This is a genomic window from Mesorhizobium sp. M0074, from assembly GCF_040322975.1.
Classification (GTDB): Bacteria; Pseudomonadota; Alphaproteobacteria; order Rhizobiales; family Rhizobiaceae; genus Mesorhizobium.
In genome coordinates, this window is sequence record NZ_JAMYUM010000001.1 from 95809 (window position 1) to 111534 (window position 15726).

General features: G+C 63.0%; 18 protein-coding genes. 11 read left to right on the forward strand and 7 right to left on the reverse strand.

The window, feature by feature from the left end; translation table 11 throughout:
• The first annotated feature begins 156 nt into the window (after positions 1-156).
• From NKJ73_RS00500 to NKJ73_RS00525, 6 genes are all read left to right on the forward strand, one after another.
• Entirely contained in the window at positions 157-1410 is a 1254-nt protein-coding gene (locus NKJ73_RS00500; protein WP_352567992.1) for a hypothetical protein, read from the forward strand.
• A gap of 113 nt (positions 1411-1523) precedes the next feature.
• On the forward strand, positions 1524-4823 hold the full coding sequence (gene uvrB, locus NKJ73_RS00505; protein ID WP_352567993.1) for an excinuclease ABC subunit UvrB: 3300 nt from the start codon (positions 1524-1526) through the stop codon (positions 4821-4823).
• 441 nt (positions 4824-5264) lie between these two features.
• Positions 5265-6794: an ABC-F family ATP-binding cassette domain-containing protein gene (locus tag NKJ73_RS00510; RefSeq protein WP_352567994.1), complete on the forward strand. Its 1530-nt coding sequence runs from the start codon at positions 5265-5267 to the stop codon at positions 6792-6794.
• Between the two features lie 104 nt (positions 6795-6898).
• Positions 6899-7072: a hypothetical protein gene (locus NKJ73_RS00515; protein ID WP_352567995.1), complete on the forward strand. Its 174-nt coding sequence runs from the start codon at positions 6899-6901 to the stop codon at positions 7070-7072.
• 128 nt (positions 7073-7200) lie between these two features.
• Positions 7201-7629, forward strand: coding sequence for a VOC family protein (locus NKJ73_RS00520; protein ID WP_352567996.1), 429 nt, complete (start codon positions 7201-7203; stop codon positions 7627-7629).
• A 56-nt stretch (positions 7630-7685) separates the two neighbouring features.
• Positions 7686-8039, forward strand: coding sequence for a DUF1428 domain-containing protein (locus tag NKJ73_RS00525; RefSeq protein WP_023678403.1), 354 nt, complete (start codon positions 7686-7688; stop codon positions 8037-8039).
• On the opposite strand, the gene NKJ73_RS00530 is transcribed toward NKJ73_RS00525, so the two are convergent.
• The 3 genes from NKJ73_RS00530 to NKJ73_RS00540 all read right to left on the reverse strand — a co-directional run bounded on the left by NKJ73_RS00530 (position 8026) and on the right by NKJ73_RS00540 (position 10325).
• Entirely contained in the window at positions 8026-9681 is a 1656-nt protein-coding gene (locus tag NKJ73_RS00530; RefSeq protein ID WP_352567997.1) for a tetratricopeptide repeat-containing sulfotransferase family protein, read from the reverse strand. The genes NKJ73_RS00525 and NKJ73_RS00530 overlap by 14 nt on opposite strands.
• 184 nt (positions 9682-9865) lie before the next feature.
• Positions 9866-10132 (reverse strand): DUF1488 family protein, encoded by a 267-nt coding sequence (locus NKJ73_RS00535; protein WP_352567998.1) that lies wholly within the window; start codon positions 10130-10132, stop codon positions 9866-9868.
• A 10-nt stretch (positions 10133-10142) separates the two neighbouring features.
• Positions 10143-10325, reverse strand: coding sequence for a hypothetical protein (locus NKJ73_RS00540; protein ID WP_023678406.1), 183 nt, complete (start codon positions 10323-10325; stop codon positions 10143-10145).
• 367 nt (positions 10326-10692) lie between these two features.
• Here NKJ73_RS00540 and NKJ73_RS00545 point away from each other — a divergent pair, with 367 nt between their 5' ends.
• Both NKJ73_RS00545 and NKJ73_RS00550 read left to right on the forward strand, forming a co-directional pair.
• Positions 10693-10959 (forward strand): hypothetical protein, encoded by a 267-nt coding sequence (locus NKJ73_RS00545; RefSeq protein WP_023678407.1) that lies wholly within the window; start codon positions 10693-10695, stop codon positions 10957-10959.
• The gene (locus tag NKJ73_RS00550; protein WP_023678408.1) at positions 10956-11201 is read left to right on the forward strand and encodes a hypothetical protein; all 246 of its coding nucleotides are present in this window, start codon (positions 10956-10958) and stop codon (positions 11199-11201) included. Before NKJ73_RS00545 ends, NKJ73_RS00550 begins: the two co-directional genes overlap by 4 nt.
• A 138-nt stretch (positions 11202-11339) precedes the next feature.
• On the opposite strand, the gene NKJ73_RS00555 is transcribed toward NKJ73_RS00550, so the two are convergent.
• Positions 11340-11741: a Kazal-type serine protease inhibitor family protein gene (locus NKJ73_RS00555; protein WP_352456930.1), complete on the reverse strand. Its 402-nt coding sequence runs from the start codon at positions 11739-11741 to the stop codon at positions 11340-11342.
• Positions 11742-12232: 491 nt separating this feature from the next.
• Between NKJ73_RS00555 and NKJ73_RS00560 the strand changes: the two genes are divergently transcribed.
• The 3 genes from NKJ73_RS00560 to NKJ73_RS00570 all read left to right on the forward strand — a co-directional run bounded on the left by NKJ73_RS00560 (position 12233) and on the right by NKJ73_RS00570 (position 13487).
• Positions 12233-12445 (forward strand): cold-shock protein, encoded by a 213-nt coding sequence (locus tag NKJ73_RS00560; protein WP_006202520.1) that lies wholly within the window; start codon positions 12233-12235, stop codon positions 12443-12445.
• Between the two features lie 227 nt (positions 12446-12672).
• Positions 12673-12885 (forward strand): cold-shock protein, encoded by a 213-nt coding sequence (locus NKJ73_RS00565; RefSeq protein WP_006202521.1) that lies wholly within the window; start codon positions 12673-12675, stop codon positions 12883-12885.
• Positions 12886-13076: 191 nt separating this feature from the next.
• A complete protein-coding gene (locus tag NKJ73_RS00570; protein WP_352567999.1) occupies positions 13077-13487 on the forward strand; it encodes a BA14K family protein in 411 nt (136 codons plus the stop codon).
• A gap of 68 nt (positions 13488-13555) precedes the next feature.
• On the opposite strand, the gene NKJ73_RS00575 is transcribed toward NKJ73_RS00570, so the two are convergent.
• The 3 genes from NKJ73_RS00575 to NKJ73_RS00585 form a co-directional block, all read right to left on the reverse strand.
• A complete protein-coding gene (locus NKJ73_RS00575; RefSeq protein ID WP_352568000.1) occupies positions 13556-14197 on the reverse strand; it encodes an MBL fold metallo-hydrolase in 642 nt (213 codons plus the stop codon).
• A gap of 176 nt (positions 14198-14373) precedes the next feature.
• Positions 14374-14685 (reverse strand): hypothetical protein, encoded by a 312-nt coding sequence (locus NKJ73_RS00580; RefSeq protein WP_023678412.1) that lies wholly within the window; start codon positions 14683-14685, stop codon positions 14374-14376.
• Positions 14686-14830: 145 nt separating this feature from the next.
• A complete protein-coding gene (locus NKJ73_RS00585) occupies positions 14831-15724 on the reverse strand; it encodes a branched-chain amino acid aminotransferase (protein WP_352568001.1) in 894 nt (297 codons plus the stop codon).
• Positions 15725-15726 lie beyond the last annotated feature (2 nt).

The window sequence follows — 15726 nt, forward strand, 5'->3', positions numbered from 1 at the left end:
GCCCAATGGTTTGCCCTGTGTAGACCGTCTGCCGGATTGATTGAAGCTTCGACTGTTAGCATAAATGAAATGATGACCGGCCCGTCCGAAGGTAACAGGCGCCGTGAGCCAAATGCGTGTATGATCCACTGCGGAGCGACAAAAGGGGCGATCACGATGACGCGTTTTTCCAGGCTGGTGGCGTGCGCCATCATTCTTCTCCTGCCGCTGGCTTCACCCAGCGCCGCGGCTCCCGAAGCGGCGGCCCTGTTCGAGGCAACAACCGCAGCCGAACGCGACCGCGCTCTTGCCGCTCTGGAAGCCACCGCACCAAGCGATCCGGCAGCCGCCTACGCCGCCGGCGCCGGCCAATTCTTCACCGCGCTGGAGGTCCTGGCCGGCGGTCTGCACCGCCACGGTTTCGACAGCCCGCAATCGTTCATGCTGCCGCTGATGCGGCTGCCGGTGCCGGACAATGCCAATCCCGAGCCGCTGACCTACGAACAATTCCGCGCCATTCTCGTCGCCTTCCGCGACCGGCTGGAGAAATCCGCAGCCACGCTGGGTTCGGTACCCGCCGACGCGGACATCGGCATGGTCATCGACCTCACCCGCCTCGGCATCGACCTCAACGAGGACGGCACGATCGCGCCGGACGAAAGCGCCGCGGCGATCATGGCGTCTCTGTCACGCGGCGGCGGTGCGCCAGACGCGGCCGCACCCGCCCTCATCTTCCGCTTCGACTGCGCCGACGGCTATTGGCTGCAGGGCTATGCCGAGTTCCTGATGGCGCAGGCCGACTTCTGGCTGGCGCATGACTTCAGCAACACCTTCGACGGCTCCTTCCATATGCTGTTCCCGCGCGCCAAACTACCGCTGCAGGACACGCTCGTTCCGCCGGACGGCGGCATGAGCGGCGGCATTCTGTCGTCCGAATGGCGCATCGCCGATTTCATCTCGCTGGTGCATCTCATCAACTGGCAAGTGGTCGAGCCGGAGCGCCGGCAGGCGGCGCGCCGCCATCTCATGGAAATGATCCGGCTGTCGCGCGAGGACTGGAAAGCCATCCGCGCCGAAACCGACAATGACCGCGAATGGCTGCCCGGGCCGCAGCAGAAAGGCGCCAGCCCGCTGACCGGTCTCGAAGTTGGTGAGCAGCAGGTACAGGCCTGGCTCGCCGCCCTGGCCATGGCCGAGGATCTGCTGGAGGGACGCACCTTGCTGCCGCATTTCCGCATCGCCGACAAAGGCATCAACATGAAACGCTTCTTTGATGAGCCAAAAACCTTCGACCTGGTGCTGTCGATCACCGGCCCGGCCATCGCGCCCTATCTCGAGCGCGGGAAGATTCTCACCAGCGAGGAGTTCAACCAGATCCAGCGCCAGTTCGGCGGCGCCGGGTTTCTGACGTTCGCGCTTTGGTTTAATTGAGCGGGAAACGTGGAGGGTGCTCCTGACACCCTTCTGTCAGCAGCTGGATTGCGCCTCGCGCCACCCGCCACTCCGCTCTTTCCATTTTGGCCGATACCTCCCATATTCGGGCCATGGCCAGACTGTCCGACAAGAAAACGCCTCCGCCGGCGAATGACGAGCGCGCTTCGCCGCCCAAGCGGCGCAGTCCGCTGACCGATTTCCTCGATGCGTCGGAGCCCTTGTACAAGGGCGGCTTTGCCGAGGCGCCGCAGGCCGAGTTCACCGGCGCGCCGCTGACCGGCTCGATCGCCGACTGGGCCGAGCAGATAGAGCAGGAAGCCGAGAAGGAAGGGCGCCAAATCTCCCCCCTCGAGGGGGAGATGTCGCCGAAGGCGACAGAGGGGGTCGCCGGAGGCAGCGCGGGACGCAAAGGAACGTCGAGTACTGCCGCACCGACCCCACCCGGCGGCTCCGCCGCCACCCTCCCCTCGAGGGGGAGGGAAGGCGCCAAGTCTGCCAAGAAAATCCCCGAGCGCTCCTCTTCCCCTGGCCGTACTGCACGCGGCACCTCGATGGGCGGCGCGGCTTCGGCGCGGGAGCGCACTGCGGCCGGTCTCAACCCTGTCGCTGGCCTCGATGTCTCCCTTGAAGAGGCCGAGACCATGGCCTCCGGCGGCGTCACCGCGACCGTCGCGGCGCTGTCGGCACTCATCGAATCCGGCAATCCGCTGCACAAGGACGGCGTGCTGTGGACGCCGCACCGTCCCGCCCGGCCGGAAAAATCCGAAGGCGGCATCGCCATCAAGATGGTCTCGGATTTCGAGCCCGCCGGCGACCAGCCGACGGCGATCAAGGATCTGGTCGAGGGCGTCAGCAGCAACGACCGCACCCAGGTTCTGCTCGGCGTCACGGGCTCGGGCAAGACCTTCACCATGGCCAAGGTGATCGAGGAGACGCAGCGCCCCGCTCTGATCCTGGCGCCCAACAAGACGTTGGCCGCGCAGCTCTATTCCGAATTCAAGAAATTCTTCCCGGAAAACGCCGTCGAGTATTTCGTCAGCTACTACGACTATTACCAGCCTGAGGCCTATGTGCCCCGGACCGACACCTACATCGAGAAGGAATCCTCGATCAACGAGCAGATCGACCGTATGCGCCATTCGGCGACGCGCTCGCTGCTCGAACGCGACGACGTCATCATCGTCGCCTCGGTGTCCTGCATCTACGGTATCGGCTCGGTCGAGACCTATACGGCGATGACCTTCCAGATGCAGATCGGCGACCGGCTCGACCAGCGCGCGCTGCTCGCCGACCTCGTCGCCCAGCAATACAAGCGCCAAGACATCAATTTCGTCCGCGGCTCGTTCCGGGTGCGCGGCGACACGATCGAGATCTTCCCGGCCCACCTCGAGGACCGCGCCTGGCGCATCTCGCTGTTCGGCGACGAGATCGAGGCGATTACCGAATTCGACCCGCTGACGGGACAGAAGACCGGCGAGCTGAAGAGCGTCAAGATCTACGCCAATTCGCACTATGTGACGCCGCGTCCGACCCTCAATCAGGCCATCAAATCGATCAAGGAGGAGCTCAAGCACCGGCTGGTCGAACTCGAACGGGCCGGTCGGTTGCTGGAGGCGCAGCGGCTTGAGCAGCGCACCCGCTTCGACCTGGAGATGCTGGAAGCGACCGGCTCCTGCGCCGGCATCGAGAATTACTCGCGCTATCTGACCGGCCGCCAGCCGGGCGATCCGCCGCCGACCTTGTTCGAATACATCCCCGACAATGCGTTGGTCTTTGTCGACGAAAGCCACGTCACCATACCGCAGATCGGCGGCATGTATCGCGGCGACTTTCGCCGTAAGGCGACGCTGGCCGAGTATGGGTTCCGCCTGCCGTCCTGCATGGACAACCGGCCGCTGCGCTTCGAGGAGTGGGACGCCATGCGCCCGCTTTCCGTCGCGGTTTCCGCAACGCCCGGCGGTTGGGAGATGGAGCAGTCCGGCGGTGTCTTTGCCGAACAGGTCATCCGCCCGACCGGCCTGATTGATCCGCCGGTCGAGGTGCGCCCGGCCAAGACGCAGGTCGACGATGTCGTGGGCGAAATCCGCGAGACCACCAGGGCCGGCTACCGCACGCTGGTCACCGTGCTGACCAAACGCATGGCCGAGGACCTGACCGAGTATCTGCACGAGCAGGGCATTCGCGTGCGCTACATGCACTCAGACATCGACACGCTGGAGCGTATCGAGATCCTGCGCGACCTGCGCCTCGGCGCCTTCGACGTGCTGGTCGGCATCAACCTGCTGCGCGAAGGCCTCGACATTCCCGAATGCGGCTTCGTCGCCATTCTCGACGCCGACAAGGAAGGCTTCCTGCGCTCCGAGACATCGCTGATCCAGACCATCGGCCGCGCCGCGCGCAACGTCGACGGCAAGGTCATCCTCTATGCCGACCAGATCACCGGCTCGATGGAGCGGGCGATGGCCGAGACCAACCGCCGCCGCGAAAAGCAGATGGAGTGGAACGCGGCCAACGGCATCACCCCTGAATCGGTCAAGTCGCGCATTTCGGACATCCTGGACTCGGTCTACGAAAAAGATCATGTCCGCGCCGATATCTCGCAGTTCACCGACAGCGCCGGCGCGATGATGGGCAACAATCTGAAAGCGCATCTCGACGCCCTGGACAAGCAGATGCGCGACGCCGCCGCCAACCTCGACTTTGAGAAGGCGGCCCGCATCCGCGACGAGATCAAGCGGCTGCGCGAGATGGAGCTGTCCATCTCCGACGACCCGCTGGCCAAGTATGCCGACATGGAAAGCCCAGTCTCGGGCCGCGAGAAGGGCAAGCACAACAAGGGCGTGGCCAAACATCGTACATCAGAGGAACAGGAGCGTTTCCGCAAGCTCGACGAGGCACGTGCCGCCGAAGAGGCGACCAAGGCTACCCGGTCCAACCTCTTCCACAAGCCGGCGCTCGACGAAATGGGCGCCGACGGCGCCGTGCCGGTGAAGAAGCCGTTGTTTGCCAAGCCGTCGCTCAACGCCATGGGCCCGGGCACCGACATGCCGACGCCGGCCGGCGCGGTGTCGCGTTCACTGTTCAAGAAACAGTCGGCCGAAGAAGCGCACGGCTCCGATTTCGGCATCCCCGGTGACTCCACCAAGCCGCTGTTCAAGAAGAATTCGCTGGATGAGATGACCGTGCGGCGCACAGAAAAGCCTGTTGAGGGAAGAGTGCCGGCGAAGCCGCAGCCGATCTCCCCCCAAGTGGGGGAGATGCCCGGCAGGGCAGAGGGGAGCGCGAAGGAACGCGACGATTCCGCCAAACCTGTTGCCCGCCAGCGCGCCGGCATCGGCTCCTACGAAGACCCCGCCGACGCCCGCCGTGAAAAGCGCCGGCCCGGCAAGACGGGTCGGCCGGGACGGTAGCGAGCTTCCCTTCTCCCCTTGTGGGAGAAGGTGGATCGGCGCGCAGCGCCGAGACGGTTGAGGGGTGCTGGACGGATCGCCGTCGGTGCCAAGCTGGAGCACCCCTCATCCGACCGCTTCGCGGCCACCTTCTCCCACAAGTGGAGAAGGGGGAGCCTAGCCACTTGCCATCGGCCCTACCCTTGGTGTAGCCAGTTTCTACAACTCGAACGTCTTGAAAGGAGGGCTGCGTGTTATTTTCTCACCACCGTCAGCGCGGCCCTGTCCCTGCCCTGCGAGCTTGCTTGCAGGGCTGACCAGAGACGGTCCGGGTTTTTCTTCCCGCTTCGATTTTTTTGGTCCGCCCTTCGTGGTGCTGCAACGCTGAGCCTGATGGCCAGCCTGCGCACCGTCAAAGTGCATTGAACCGGAATTCGCTCCGGACAGACCAGAGAAATCGACATGGCCCTGATCAGCCTCAAGTCTCTCGGCGTCACCATGAGTGCGCCGCTCTTCTCCAACCTCGACCTCACCATCGGCACCGGCGACCGGCTCGGCATCGTCGCCGCCAATGGTCGGGGCAAATCCACTTTGCTGAAGTGCCTGACCGGCGAGATGGAGCCGACATCAGGCGACATCACCCGCACGCGCGGCCTGCGCGTCGGCTATGTCGAGCAAGTCGTCCCCGCAGCCTTGGCCGGGCGTAGCTTTCATGAGGTGGTGGCCGACGCCTTGCCGGCCGAGCAGGCCGAAAGCGAGCAATGGCGCGTTGACGTGGTTCTAGACTCGCTCGACGTGCCGCAGCCGATGCGAGCGCGGCCGATGCGGGCCTTGAGCGGCGGCTGGCAAAGGCTGGCGCTGATCGCCCGCGTCTGGGTCACCGACCCCGACGTCCTGCTTCTCGACGAGCCGACCAATCACCTCGATCTCGGCAAGATCAGCCAGCTCGAGACCTGGCTGAACGCGCTGCCACGTGAGGTGCCGCTGGTGATTGCCAGCCACGACCGCGCTTTTCTCGATGCTACGACCAACCGGACGCTGTTCCTGCGCCCCGAACAGTCGCCGGTATTCTCGCTGCCCTATTCACGAGCCAGGGACGCATTGAGCGAAGTCGATGCCTCGACCGAGCGCAAATTCCAGCGCGACATGAAAGTGGCGCAGCAGCTGCGCCGGCAGGCCGCCAAGCTCAACAATATCGGCATCAATTCCGGCAGCGACCTTTTGACGGTCAAGACCAAGCAGCTCAACCAGCGGGCAGAGCGTCTGGAAGAAGCGGCAGCGCCGGCACACCGCGAAAGATCGGCGGGCGCGATCAAGCTCGCCAATCGCGGCAGCCATGCCAAGGTGCTGATCACGCTCGACGATTTGGTGGTCGGAACACCTGACGGCACGGTTCTGTTCAGCACCGGCAAGCGCCACATCTGCCAAGGCGACCGCATCGTCCTGCTCGGCCGTAACGGCGTCGGCAAGTCACGGCTGATCGGCCTGATCCGGAACGCCATCGTCGAGCCGGAAACGGCGGCGCAAAGCCTGAAGGTGACGCCGTCGACGGTGCTCGGCTATAGCGACCAGGCATTGTCGGGCATCGGCGGCGACGACACGCCGCTGGCGATGCTCTCGCGCAGATTCGATGTCGGCGAGCAGCGCGCCCGCTCGCTGCTGGCGGGCGCCGGCGTCAGCATCGACATGCAGGAGCGCAGGATCGGCGTGCTGTCGGGCGGACAGAAGGCGCGGCTGATGATGCTGGCGCTGAGGCTCGCCAATCCCAATTTCTATTTACTCGACGAGCCGACCAATCATCTCGATATCGATGGTCAGGAAGCACTGGAAGCGGAATTGCTGGAACATCAGGCGAGTTGCCTGCTTGCCTCGCACGACCGCTCTTTCATCCGCGCGGTTGGCAACCGCTTCTGGCTGATCGAGAAACGGCGATTGACCGAGATCGACAGCCCGGAGGAGTTCTTCCGGGAGGTTGCCGAAGCCGGCGGCTGAAGGCTTGCGGAAAAAAATTCCGGCGCTCTGTCGGATGATGATCGCATGCCACGTCCTTGGGTTGCCGACACGGTGATGCCGGCGCCAATCGAGGAGAAAGCATCATGTCTATTCTGTCATCCATAGGCCGCGTCGCAGCCCGTTACTCGGCGGCTCGCGCCCGTTATCGCAGCGAACGCGCCATCCTTTCATTGCCGATCGAATTGCGCAAAGATATCGGCTGGCCCGAAATCGTCGTTGACGCGCAAAACAGCCCGCGGATTCGCATCGAAGGTTGAAAGGTGGCAGTTGGCCGTCGCGGCAGGCGCCATTTCGAATCCAAAAAACCATCGGCCGTGTAGGATCGTCGCCGTTCCGTTCGTCCTGTGGTTCGCAAAGGCAAACCAGACGCAAAGAGGAGCATGACATGAATGACCAGCCGCAGACCCAGCCCGCCGCCAAAGTGCTTGGCGGATTGACGCCCTACCTTCAGCTGGACGGCGCTTTCAAAGCCGCCGAATTTTACCAAAAGGCCTTCGGTGCCGAGCAGGTCTTTGCCTATCCGCCGGACGAACAGGGCCGTACCATGCATATCCATCTCCACATCAACGGTTCGACCCTGATGCTTTCCGACTTCTATCCCGAGCATGGAATGGCCGTTGTGAAGCCGCAGGGCTACACCATGCAGCTCCATCTCGGCAGCGACGATGTCGACGCCTGGTGGCAGCGGGCCATCGAGGCTGGCTGCGAGGAAGTCGTGCCGTTGCAGGTGATGTTCTGGGGTGACCGCTGGGGCAATATGCGTGATCCGTTCGGCGTCGAATGGGCAATGAACGCACCGGTGAAGAAGGCGTAGCACGTTCTTTCCTTTGCCCTTTGCCGGAGAAGGAAACCTACCCAGGAGGAAATCAGATGTCCTATGTCGACGGTTTCGTACTTGCCGTACCGAAGGCAAAGCTCGATGCTTACAAGAAGCTGGCGGAAACCGGCGGCGCCGTCTGGAAGGAGCACGGTGCTCTTGCCTACGTCGAATGCGTCGGCGACGACGTCCCTTATGGCGAGCTCACCTCGTTCCCGCGCGCCGTACAGGCCAAGGACGACGAGGTCGTCATCTTCTCATGGGTGGTCTACGAATCGCGCCAGAGTCGCGACGCGGTGATGGCCAAGGTGATGGCCGACCCGCGCCTCAAGTCGGACTGGGAGACCATGCCGTTCGACGGCAAGCGCATGATCTTTGGCGGTTTTCAGCCCTTCATCGAGCTGTAGGCGCCCCTCGATCAAGTTTGTCGTGCAGCGGCTTCAGCCGGTCGCCATAGCGCTTCCACAGGTCGACCGAGCCCTGATACATCGGCTGGCGCACTTGCGCAGCCGACGCCGTTCGCACCGGCCGGTCGGTCTGGTGGAACGACAGCACGGCGTCGTCCCACGGCAGGCCGAGATGGGCGATCAGCGCCCGCGACTGGCCTTCCTGGTCGGCGACGAAATCCTCGTAGCGAACGTCGTGCACGACATCAGGCAGCACGGCGTGCCAGTGCGCCATGATGTCGGTGTACAGATTGTGGAAATCGGCGAGCTCGTCGAGATCGTAGCCGTAGCGATGGCTGTCGCCTCGGAAGTGCACCTTGTAGATCGACAGGCAGGTCGCCGCCGCATCGCGCGCGCAATGGATGATCTTGGCCTTCGGCAGCATCAAATGGATGAAGCCCACCAAGAGGAAATTGCCGGGCATCTTGTCGGTGACGTGCCGAGAACCCGGATAGCGGGCGTGCAGCATGTCGAGATAGGCCTGGCCGGCCTCGGCATAGGCCTTGTCGGGCATGTCGGCGATGCCCCAGGGAAAGCCGCCCTTCATGCTGAGCGGAAACTGCTTGCCGACCGCCGTCTTTAATATGCTGAGCTCGCCGGCGCCATAGACCTGCGGATGGCTGGCGATGATCTGCTCGACCAGCGTGGTGCCGGAACGCGGCATGCCGACGACGAAGATCGGCGTGTCGTCGGCTATCCCGCTCGGCCTGTGCCTTTCAAAAAAGGCCTTGTCGAACACCGCCTTCATCGCCTCGAACTCGCCGCGCGTCTTGCCGGCGTCGTAGTCGATGCCCTGGCGGCGGATCGCGTTGCCTTCGGCGAAATAGTCGAAAGCGCGACCATAATCCCTGAGGTCGTCATTGGCCTTGCCGAGGCCGAAGGAAAGCTGCATGCGCGCCAGGCTGCCTTGCGGCGCCTTGGCGTGCTCCGCCTCCATGCGGGCAAGCTCGGCGTCGCGCTCCTTCTGGCGCTTGACCTGGGTAAGCATCAGCCAGGCCCTCGCCATGCCGGGGTCCACAGCCAGCGCCTGCCTGAAAAGATCCGCAGCCTCGTCGAGATTGCCCTTTTCCATCAGCCCGACGCCCAGGCCATGCAAAAGATCGGCATCCTTCGGCCGGATCGTCAGCGCCTCGCGAAAAACAGCCAATGCCTCATCCAGCCGGCCCGCTTCCTGCAGCGTCTCGGCAAGCCCGACGCGGGCGCGGACATGGAACGGGTTGCGGCCGATCGTGCCGCGATAAATATCCTCGGCGCCTTCGAATTGGCCGAGCTGCTTCAGCGACGAGCCGAGATTGTCACGCGCCGCCAGCTGGTCCGGCCGAATCGCCACCACCTTGCGGAAGAGATCGGCGGCGGCCGCGACCCGGCCGAGGTCGCGCAGCACGGTGCCGAGATTGTTGAGGAAATCCGGATTGTTCGGTTGCAGACGCACCGATTGTTCGATCAGCGCCAGCCCCTCGGCGCTGCGCCCGGTCTGGTGCAGCAGAAGCCCGAGGAAATGCGCAGCAGCCGGGTGGTTGGCCTTTTGCGCCAGCACCTGTCGGTAAAGCGCCTCGGCTTCCTGCCGGCGCCCGGCCTGGTGCAGCTGCAGCGCCTGCTGCACGTGCTGGTCGAGCCCCAGCGGCGGCTGTCCGCCTGAGCCGTAACGTGCGCCTGCCGGTTGTCTCGGATCTCTGTTGATGGGAAACCTGCCGTGTTGTCCGCCTGCCGCGATCTAGGCCATCGCTGCGGCGCGTGCAAGAGCAGACGGCGGTCGCTACGAAGCAAAACTTCGAACCCGGGGGAGCCTACCGAAAGTCGGCCGGCGTCAGCACATACATGTTCCTGCGGCCGTGCGAGTAGGCTTGGCGCGCAATCTCGTGGATCGACGAACGCTTGGCGTCGAAGGCGCTGAGAAATTCGGCCTCGGCTCCGCTTGCTGCCGGGTTTGCCGCCGAAAGTGCCGCGACCTCGACAAAGAACGGGACTTCGAACATGCCGTCATGGCCGACGAAACGAATGCGCTTGGCCGCCGCGTCATAGGAGCGGCTGGGATTGGGAAAATTGAGCGTCATGGCTTGCGCGTCAAATCAGGCGGTTGCTTTCGGCAAGCTGGCGCGCCCGCCGCGCCGTGCCGTCGGTGTCGGCAATCCTTCGCCTTGCCGCCTCGTCGCTTCTTATCGTGAGACGCGGCGACAAGACCTTTATCGGCTTTGCGACAGGACTGACTGCAACTGTCGGGACATCCGGTGTTCTTGCGGAGTTCATGACTCTCTTCCTTCCATTGCTAGATAAATACAAATGCCGGAGGAATTTTTTCGGAAGTTCTTCAAACAATTTTTGAGGTGCACCGGGACCGTATCATCGTTCTGCGGATAACTATAGAAAAGTAATTTGACGTTGGTAGGGGTAAGAGGCCGAAAACTTCTTGAATAAGCCGTATTTTCAGACTATTGGTATGAAACCGTTTTGGGCCATGCTTGGCCCCGCGGTGTCAGGGATTCTCGGCCCGCCAAACTTATCCAAATCGCCGACACCTGGTACCGCAATGCAGGCTCCGCTTCCGGGGCAGGCCGGAAAGAAACTTCAAGGCACGAGAACTTCAAGGCACAAGCGAGAACTTCGAGGCACAAGAATGTCTGCTCGCACCACCCATTCCATAGCGCATTTCGCGGCACCTTTCGTGCTTGGCGGGCTGGATGGCGTGCAGCCGGCCGGCGACTATGACATCGACCACGACGAAGAACTGATCGACGGCATGTCCTGGCCTGCCTGGCGCCGCGTCGCCACTTTCATCCATCTGCCGGCAAGGACAGTGAAAAGCGCGACCAGCCAGCTTGTCGCCATTGACCATGCCGAGCTCGACGCAGCGCTTCGGCACGACCAGGAGAATGTCACATGATCCGCTTCCAGCAGAATGCGCGGCGCACGGACACGCCGGCGCATATCTTCACCGTCGGCCAGACCGTCCGCATGAAGAGCCGCACCGGCCTTGCCCAAAAGACCGCGGAGCTGTTCCAGATCAAGAGCCGGCTGCCGGTCAAGGACGGCTCGCCGCAATATCGCATCCGCAGCGATCAGGAGACCTATGAGCGGGTCACCACGGAAGACAATCTCGAACCGGTCGACAACCCGGCCAACTGAGCCGACGCGCCACAACGCTGCTTCACATGCTGATGATGCCGCAGATCCGCGTCGCCTGCGCATCTCCAACGGGAACGGCGCTGAGCTCTACGCCGGCCCCCAGATGGTGCTTATCCGGCCAGGCTGTAGGTCGGTGCGCTAGCAGGGCCCGTCATCGACGACGCGATAATCCGCCGCGCGGGCTTCGCATTCGTTGGGGAATGTGCGCAGTTCGCCATGGCGACGGGCACAGACTGGGCGGTATTCGCGGGTGCAGAATGTCTGCTCCTCACCGCCACCACCACCGCCGCGGCACTCGCCCTCGCGAATGATGCGGTATCCGGCCCGTTCGGCAAGGCAGGCATTGGCGAAGGTCTGGCGGTCGCCGCCGCGCCGGGCACAGACCGGGTCATATTGCCTAGTGCAGAATTGCGGCCCCGGCCGTGGCGGGCGCGGCCCCGGCCCCTCATCATCCACCACGACGGTGCAGGCTGCGAGAATTACCGACAGGAACAGGATGGAAAAAACCTGCCGCGGAAAGATTGCCGCAAGAAACCGCATGAATGTTCCCTCCCTCGAAACTCCTGCCTGCACAAATGGTGCCTGGGTCAGGCCGATCCTCGTCATTCCGCTGCCAGATGCAACCCCTGTTTGCAACTGGCGAGCCAGGGCGGTATGGCGGCGCAAGCCAAGACAGCACCTGCCCCGCTGGCTGGACCATGCCTGGGTGAAGTCTGGCCGATGACCGCGCAGAGAACCGGGACTATCGGTGCGATGCGTCGGGATGCGCCTGTTGGGGCCGCCCGCGGCTGTGTCTTGCAAGCATCACGTTTCCGTGCGATAAATTTTGTGTTCGGGCATTTGCGACCCGGAGAGCGGAACGTTTTGGACGACCTTTCCCCGATACTGTGAATCTCTGACAGCCCCGTTTTCGGCGGGGGGTTTTACCCATGCGCCAATGCATGACTGCCGAAGCAACCACCGGGACTTGCCCACGGCGCCAGGCGGCGGGCGGAACCACCAAGACTGACACGGGTGAAGGAGTTTCCCCAATGGCCCAGACCGGCACCGTTAAATTCTTCAACGCTACCAAAGGCTTCGGCTTCATCACGCCCGATGGCGGCGCCAAGGATGTGTTCGTCCACATCTCAGCGATCGAGGCTTCCGGGCTGCGCACGCTCGTCGACGGTCAGAAGGTCACCTTCGATGTCGAGCCCGACCGTATGGGCAAGGGTCCGAAAGCGGTCAATCTCCGCGCTGCCTGAAACCACAGCGTGCCGCGCGTCCTTTCGGGGTGAGGATGCTGCAAGGCTTTTGGAGTGAACTTGAATTCTGTAAAGGCGCGGCGGTTTTCGTCGCGCCTTTTGTGTTCCGGGATGCTTGCCCGCACCCGCAAAACTTTCTCTTGCCGATGGCACTAAAATAAAGGACAAATTTCCGTCCGGGCATTTGCCGGCCCGAGACTGGACTTGTGGGATCAAAGGAGCTTCCCATGCCGCAGACCGGCACCGTCAAATTCTTCAATCACGCCAAGGGCTTCGGCTTCATCACGCCGGACGACGGGGCAAAGGATGTCTTCGTCCATATTTCGGCCGTGCAGGCGTCGGGTCTTCCCGGTCTTGAGGATGGGCAGAAAGTGACATTCGACACCGAGCCGGACAAGCGCGGCAAGGGTCCGAAAGCCGTCAACCTGTCGATCGGCTGAACCACCCCCGGACAGAATGGACGTGGGCCGGTCTGGCCTGCGGTGTTGCCGCACGCTTGAACCGCCCAGTTAGATGAACCGCCTGGTCAAATTTCGTTCAGCCCCCGTTCAGCCACGGTCGCATATTAATCTTCGTTAAAGCCGGACCGCATCCCCCGAAAACGACCCGGGCCGGCACGAAGGAGACCGACATGAACCGAATTTTCAAGACTGCCATCCTGTCCGCCGCGGTCGTTGCGACCACGCTTGCGACCTTGCCCGCGGCCAATGCCGACGAATGGCGCCATCACCGCCGCCACCACGGCCACGGCGACGCCGTTGCGGCCGGCGTGCTCGGCCTTGCGGCCGGTGCCCTGATCGGCGGTGCTCTCGCCAACCCGCAGCCCCGCTATTACGACCCGGCCTATGATGATGAATACTACAGGCCTGCCCCGGTACGCCGTTATTACGTGCAGCCGCGAGTGGCCTATGCCGAAAGCTATGCGGAGCCGTGGACCCGCGGCTGGTACGAATACTGCTCGGACCGCTACCGGAGCTTCAACGCCCGTACCGGCACGTTCACCGGCTATGACGGCGAACAGCATTTCTGCACCACCAATTAGCGGAGGCAGTTTCCCGTCGGAAAAAGCGCGGTCGCACAGGCCGCGCTTTTTGTTTCCGGCAAGCGGTTTCAGACCAGAAAAGGATTGCTCCGCCGCTCCTCACCAAAACGGCCGCCGGGACCATGGCCGCAGATAAAGCCGATGTCGTCGCCCAACGGCAAAAGCTTCTCCTTGATCGAGGCGATCAGCGCGGCGTGGTCGCCGCCCGGCAGGTCGGTGCGGCCGACCGAACCGCGGAACAGCACGTCGCCGACATGGGCGAACTTCGCCGCCCGGTTATAGTAGACGACGTGGCCGGGTGCGTGGCCCGGACAATGGAGCACCTCGAACTCGTGTGAGCCGAACGAAACGGTCTCGCCTTCGGCAAGGAACCGGTCGGGGACACAGTTGCGCACGGGATCGGTGATGCCGTAGCGCTTTGCCTGGTTCTCGAGATTGGCGAGCAGCGGCCGGTCGGCGGCATGCGGACCGATGATCTCGATACCGAGCGCCTCCTTCAGTTCCATGGCCCCGCCGGCATGGTCGATATGGCCATGGGTAATCCAGATCGCGCCGGCAGTGATCGCATTGTCCTCGAGCGCCGCCAGCACCTTGTCGATGTCACCGCCCGGATCGACGACAACGCCTTGTCTGTCGTCCATGTCGAAGAGGATGGTGCAGTTCTGCTGGAACGGCGTGACCGGCACGATGCCGGCGTTGAGCTGACCCATATTCGTCCTTTCACGCTGTCGGAGTGCTGCGCGTCCCCTCGAACGCGTCAGGAGAGCTCCAACCTTGAACCAGGCCCTGATGTAGAGACACACGCGAACGGCGTCCACCGCTCCCACAAACGGCAAACGAAATGGGCGGCCGAAGCCGCCCATTTGAAAACCTGAAACGTCGAAGCTTATTTCTTCATCGCGTTCATGACCGCACCGATGATGCCGGTCAGGATGGCGCCGCCGCCGGCACCGCCAACGATATTTGAAATGTTCAACGCGCTGCCGGCCCCTGCCGCCGTGGCGGCTGCTGCCGGATCGACCGCGCCACCCAGCAGACTGTTGAGGATGGCCGCACCGCCGACGCCGCCGACAGCGCCACCCAGGATTTTGGTAAGCTGCCCCATCGCCGCACTCTTGATAGCCGCACCCACCGCCTGGCCACCGATGATGCCCGTAATCACCTGAATAATGATCGGAAGAAGCGTGTTCATATCCATATTTCCAGTCCCTCCATAGCTGCCAGCCTCCCAGGCCGACGCCATCATGAGACGCCGAATTGAATGAAAGTCAAATGCGCAAACGCTTAAATAAAAGGGGCGGCCCGAAAACCGCCCCTACTTGATAAAAAACCTGTGACTTTCGCTATTCTGCAGCAATCGCGTGGTTGGGTTGAACCGCCGCAGAATAGTCGTTCATCAATGTCTTGGCGATATCGCCGACCTCGAATCGGTACGGACCGATCTCCGAAACCGGTGTCACCTCGGCCGCCGTGCCGGTGAGGAAGCACTGGTGGAAGCCTTCAAGCTCCTCCGGCATGATGGCGCGCTCGATCACCTCCAAACCGCGGTCCTTGGCAAGGTCGATGACCGTGCGGCGGGTGATGCCGTCGAGGAAGCAATCAGGCTTGGGCGTATGGATCTTGCCGTCCTTGACGAAGAAGATGTTGGCGCCTGTCGCTTCCGCCACCTGGCCACGCCAGTCGAGCATCATGGCGTCGGCATAGCCCTTGGCCTCGGCGGCATGCTTGGACATAGTGCAGATCATGTAGAGGCCGGCCGCCTTCGATTTCGACGGTGCGGTGCGCGGGTCGGGGCGGCGCCATTCGGCCATGTCGAGCCGGATACCCTTGAGCTTCTGCGCCGGGTCGAAATAGCTTGGCCACTGCCAGATGGCGATGGCGCAGTTGATCCGGCTGTTCTGTGCGGAAACGCCCATCTGTTCACTGCCGCGCCACGCGATCGGCCGGACATAGGCGTCTTGGAAACCTTGCTTCTTCAACAGCGTGCGGCAGGCGTCGTCGATCTCGGCGACCGAGTAGGGTATCTTGAAGCCAAGCAGGCGCGCCGATTCATGCAGGCGTTCGGTGTGGTCGGTCAGCTTGAAAATTTCGCCCCCATAAGCGCGCTCGCCCTCGAATACCGCGCTGGCGTAGTGCAGCCCGTGGGTCAAGACGTGGATCTTGGCGTCGGCCCATTTGACGAATTCGCCGTTCATCCAGATAAAGCCGTCCAGTTGGTCGAAGGGAACGGATGCCATGG

Coding starts and splice junctions, on each gene's coding strand:
- NKJ73_RS00515 (WP_352567995.1), top strand. CDS start 6,899: ATGTCTATTCTGTCATCCATAGGCCGCGTCGCAGCCCGTTACTCGGCG.
- uvrB (WP_352567993.1), top strand. CDS start 1,524: ATGGCCAGACTGTCCGACAAGAAAACGCCTCCGCCGGCGAATGACGAG.
- NKJ73_RS00510 (WP_352567994.1), top strand. CDS start 5,265: ATGGCCCTGATCAGCCTCAAGTCTCTCGGCGTCACCATGAGTGCGCCG.
- NKJ73_RS00520 (WP_352567996.1), top strand. CDS start 7,201: ATGAATGACCAGCCGCAGACCCAGCCCGCCGCCAAAGTGCTTGGCGGA.
- NKJ73_RS00550 (WP_023678408.1), top strand. CDS start 10,956: ATGATCCGCTTCCAGCAGAATGCGCGGCGCACGGACACGCCGGCGCAT.
- NKJ73_RS00545 (WP_023678407.1), top strand. CDS start 10,693: ATGTCTGCTCGCACCACCCATTCCATAGCGCATTTCGCGGCACCTTTC.
- NKJ73_RS00570 (WP_352567999.1), top strand. CDS start 13,077: ATGAACCGAATTTTCAAGACTGCCATCCTGTCCGCCGCGGTCGTTGCG.
- NKJ73_RS00575 (WP_352568000.1), bottom strand. CDS start 14,197: ATGGGTCAGCTCAACGCCGGCATCGTGCCGGTCACGCCGTTCCAGCAG.
- NKJ73_RS00580 (WP_023678412.1), bottom strand. CDS start 14,685: ATGGATATGAACACGCTTCTTCCGATCATTATTCAGGTGATTACGGGC.
- NKJ73_RS00525 (WP_023678403.1), top strand. CDS start 7,686: ATGTCCTATGTCGACGGTTTCGTACTTGCCGTACCGAAGGCAAAGCTC.
- NKJ73_RS00540 (WP_023678406.1), bottom strand. CDS start 10,325: ATGAACTCCGCAAGAACACCGGATGTCCCGACAGTTGCAGTCAGTCCT.
- NKJ73_RS00555 (WP_352456930.1), bottom strand. CDS start 11,741: ATGCGGTTTCTTGCGGCAATCTTTCCGCGGCAGGTTTTTTCCATCCTG.
- NKJ73_RS00560 (WP_006202520.1), top strand. CDS start 12,233: ATGGCCCAGACCGGCACCGTTAAATTCTTCAACGCTACCAAAGGCTTC.
- NKJ73_RS00585 (WP_352568001.1), bottom strand. CDS start 15,724: ATGGCATCCGTTCCCTTCGACCAACTGGACGGCTTTATCTGGATGAAC.
- NKJ73_RS00500 (WP_352567992.1), top strand. CDS start 157: ATGACGCGTTTTTCCAGGCTGGTGGCGTGCGCCATCATTCTTCTCCTG.
- NKJ73_RS00535 (WP_352567998.1), bottom strand. CDS start 10,132: ATGACGCTCAATTTTCCCAATCCCAGCCGCTCCTATGACGCGGCGGCC.
- NKJ73_RS00565 (WP_006202521.1), top strand. CDS start 12,673: ATGCCGCAGACCGGCACCGTCAAATTCTTCAATCACGCCAAGGGCTTC.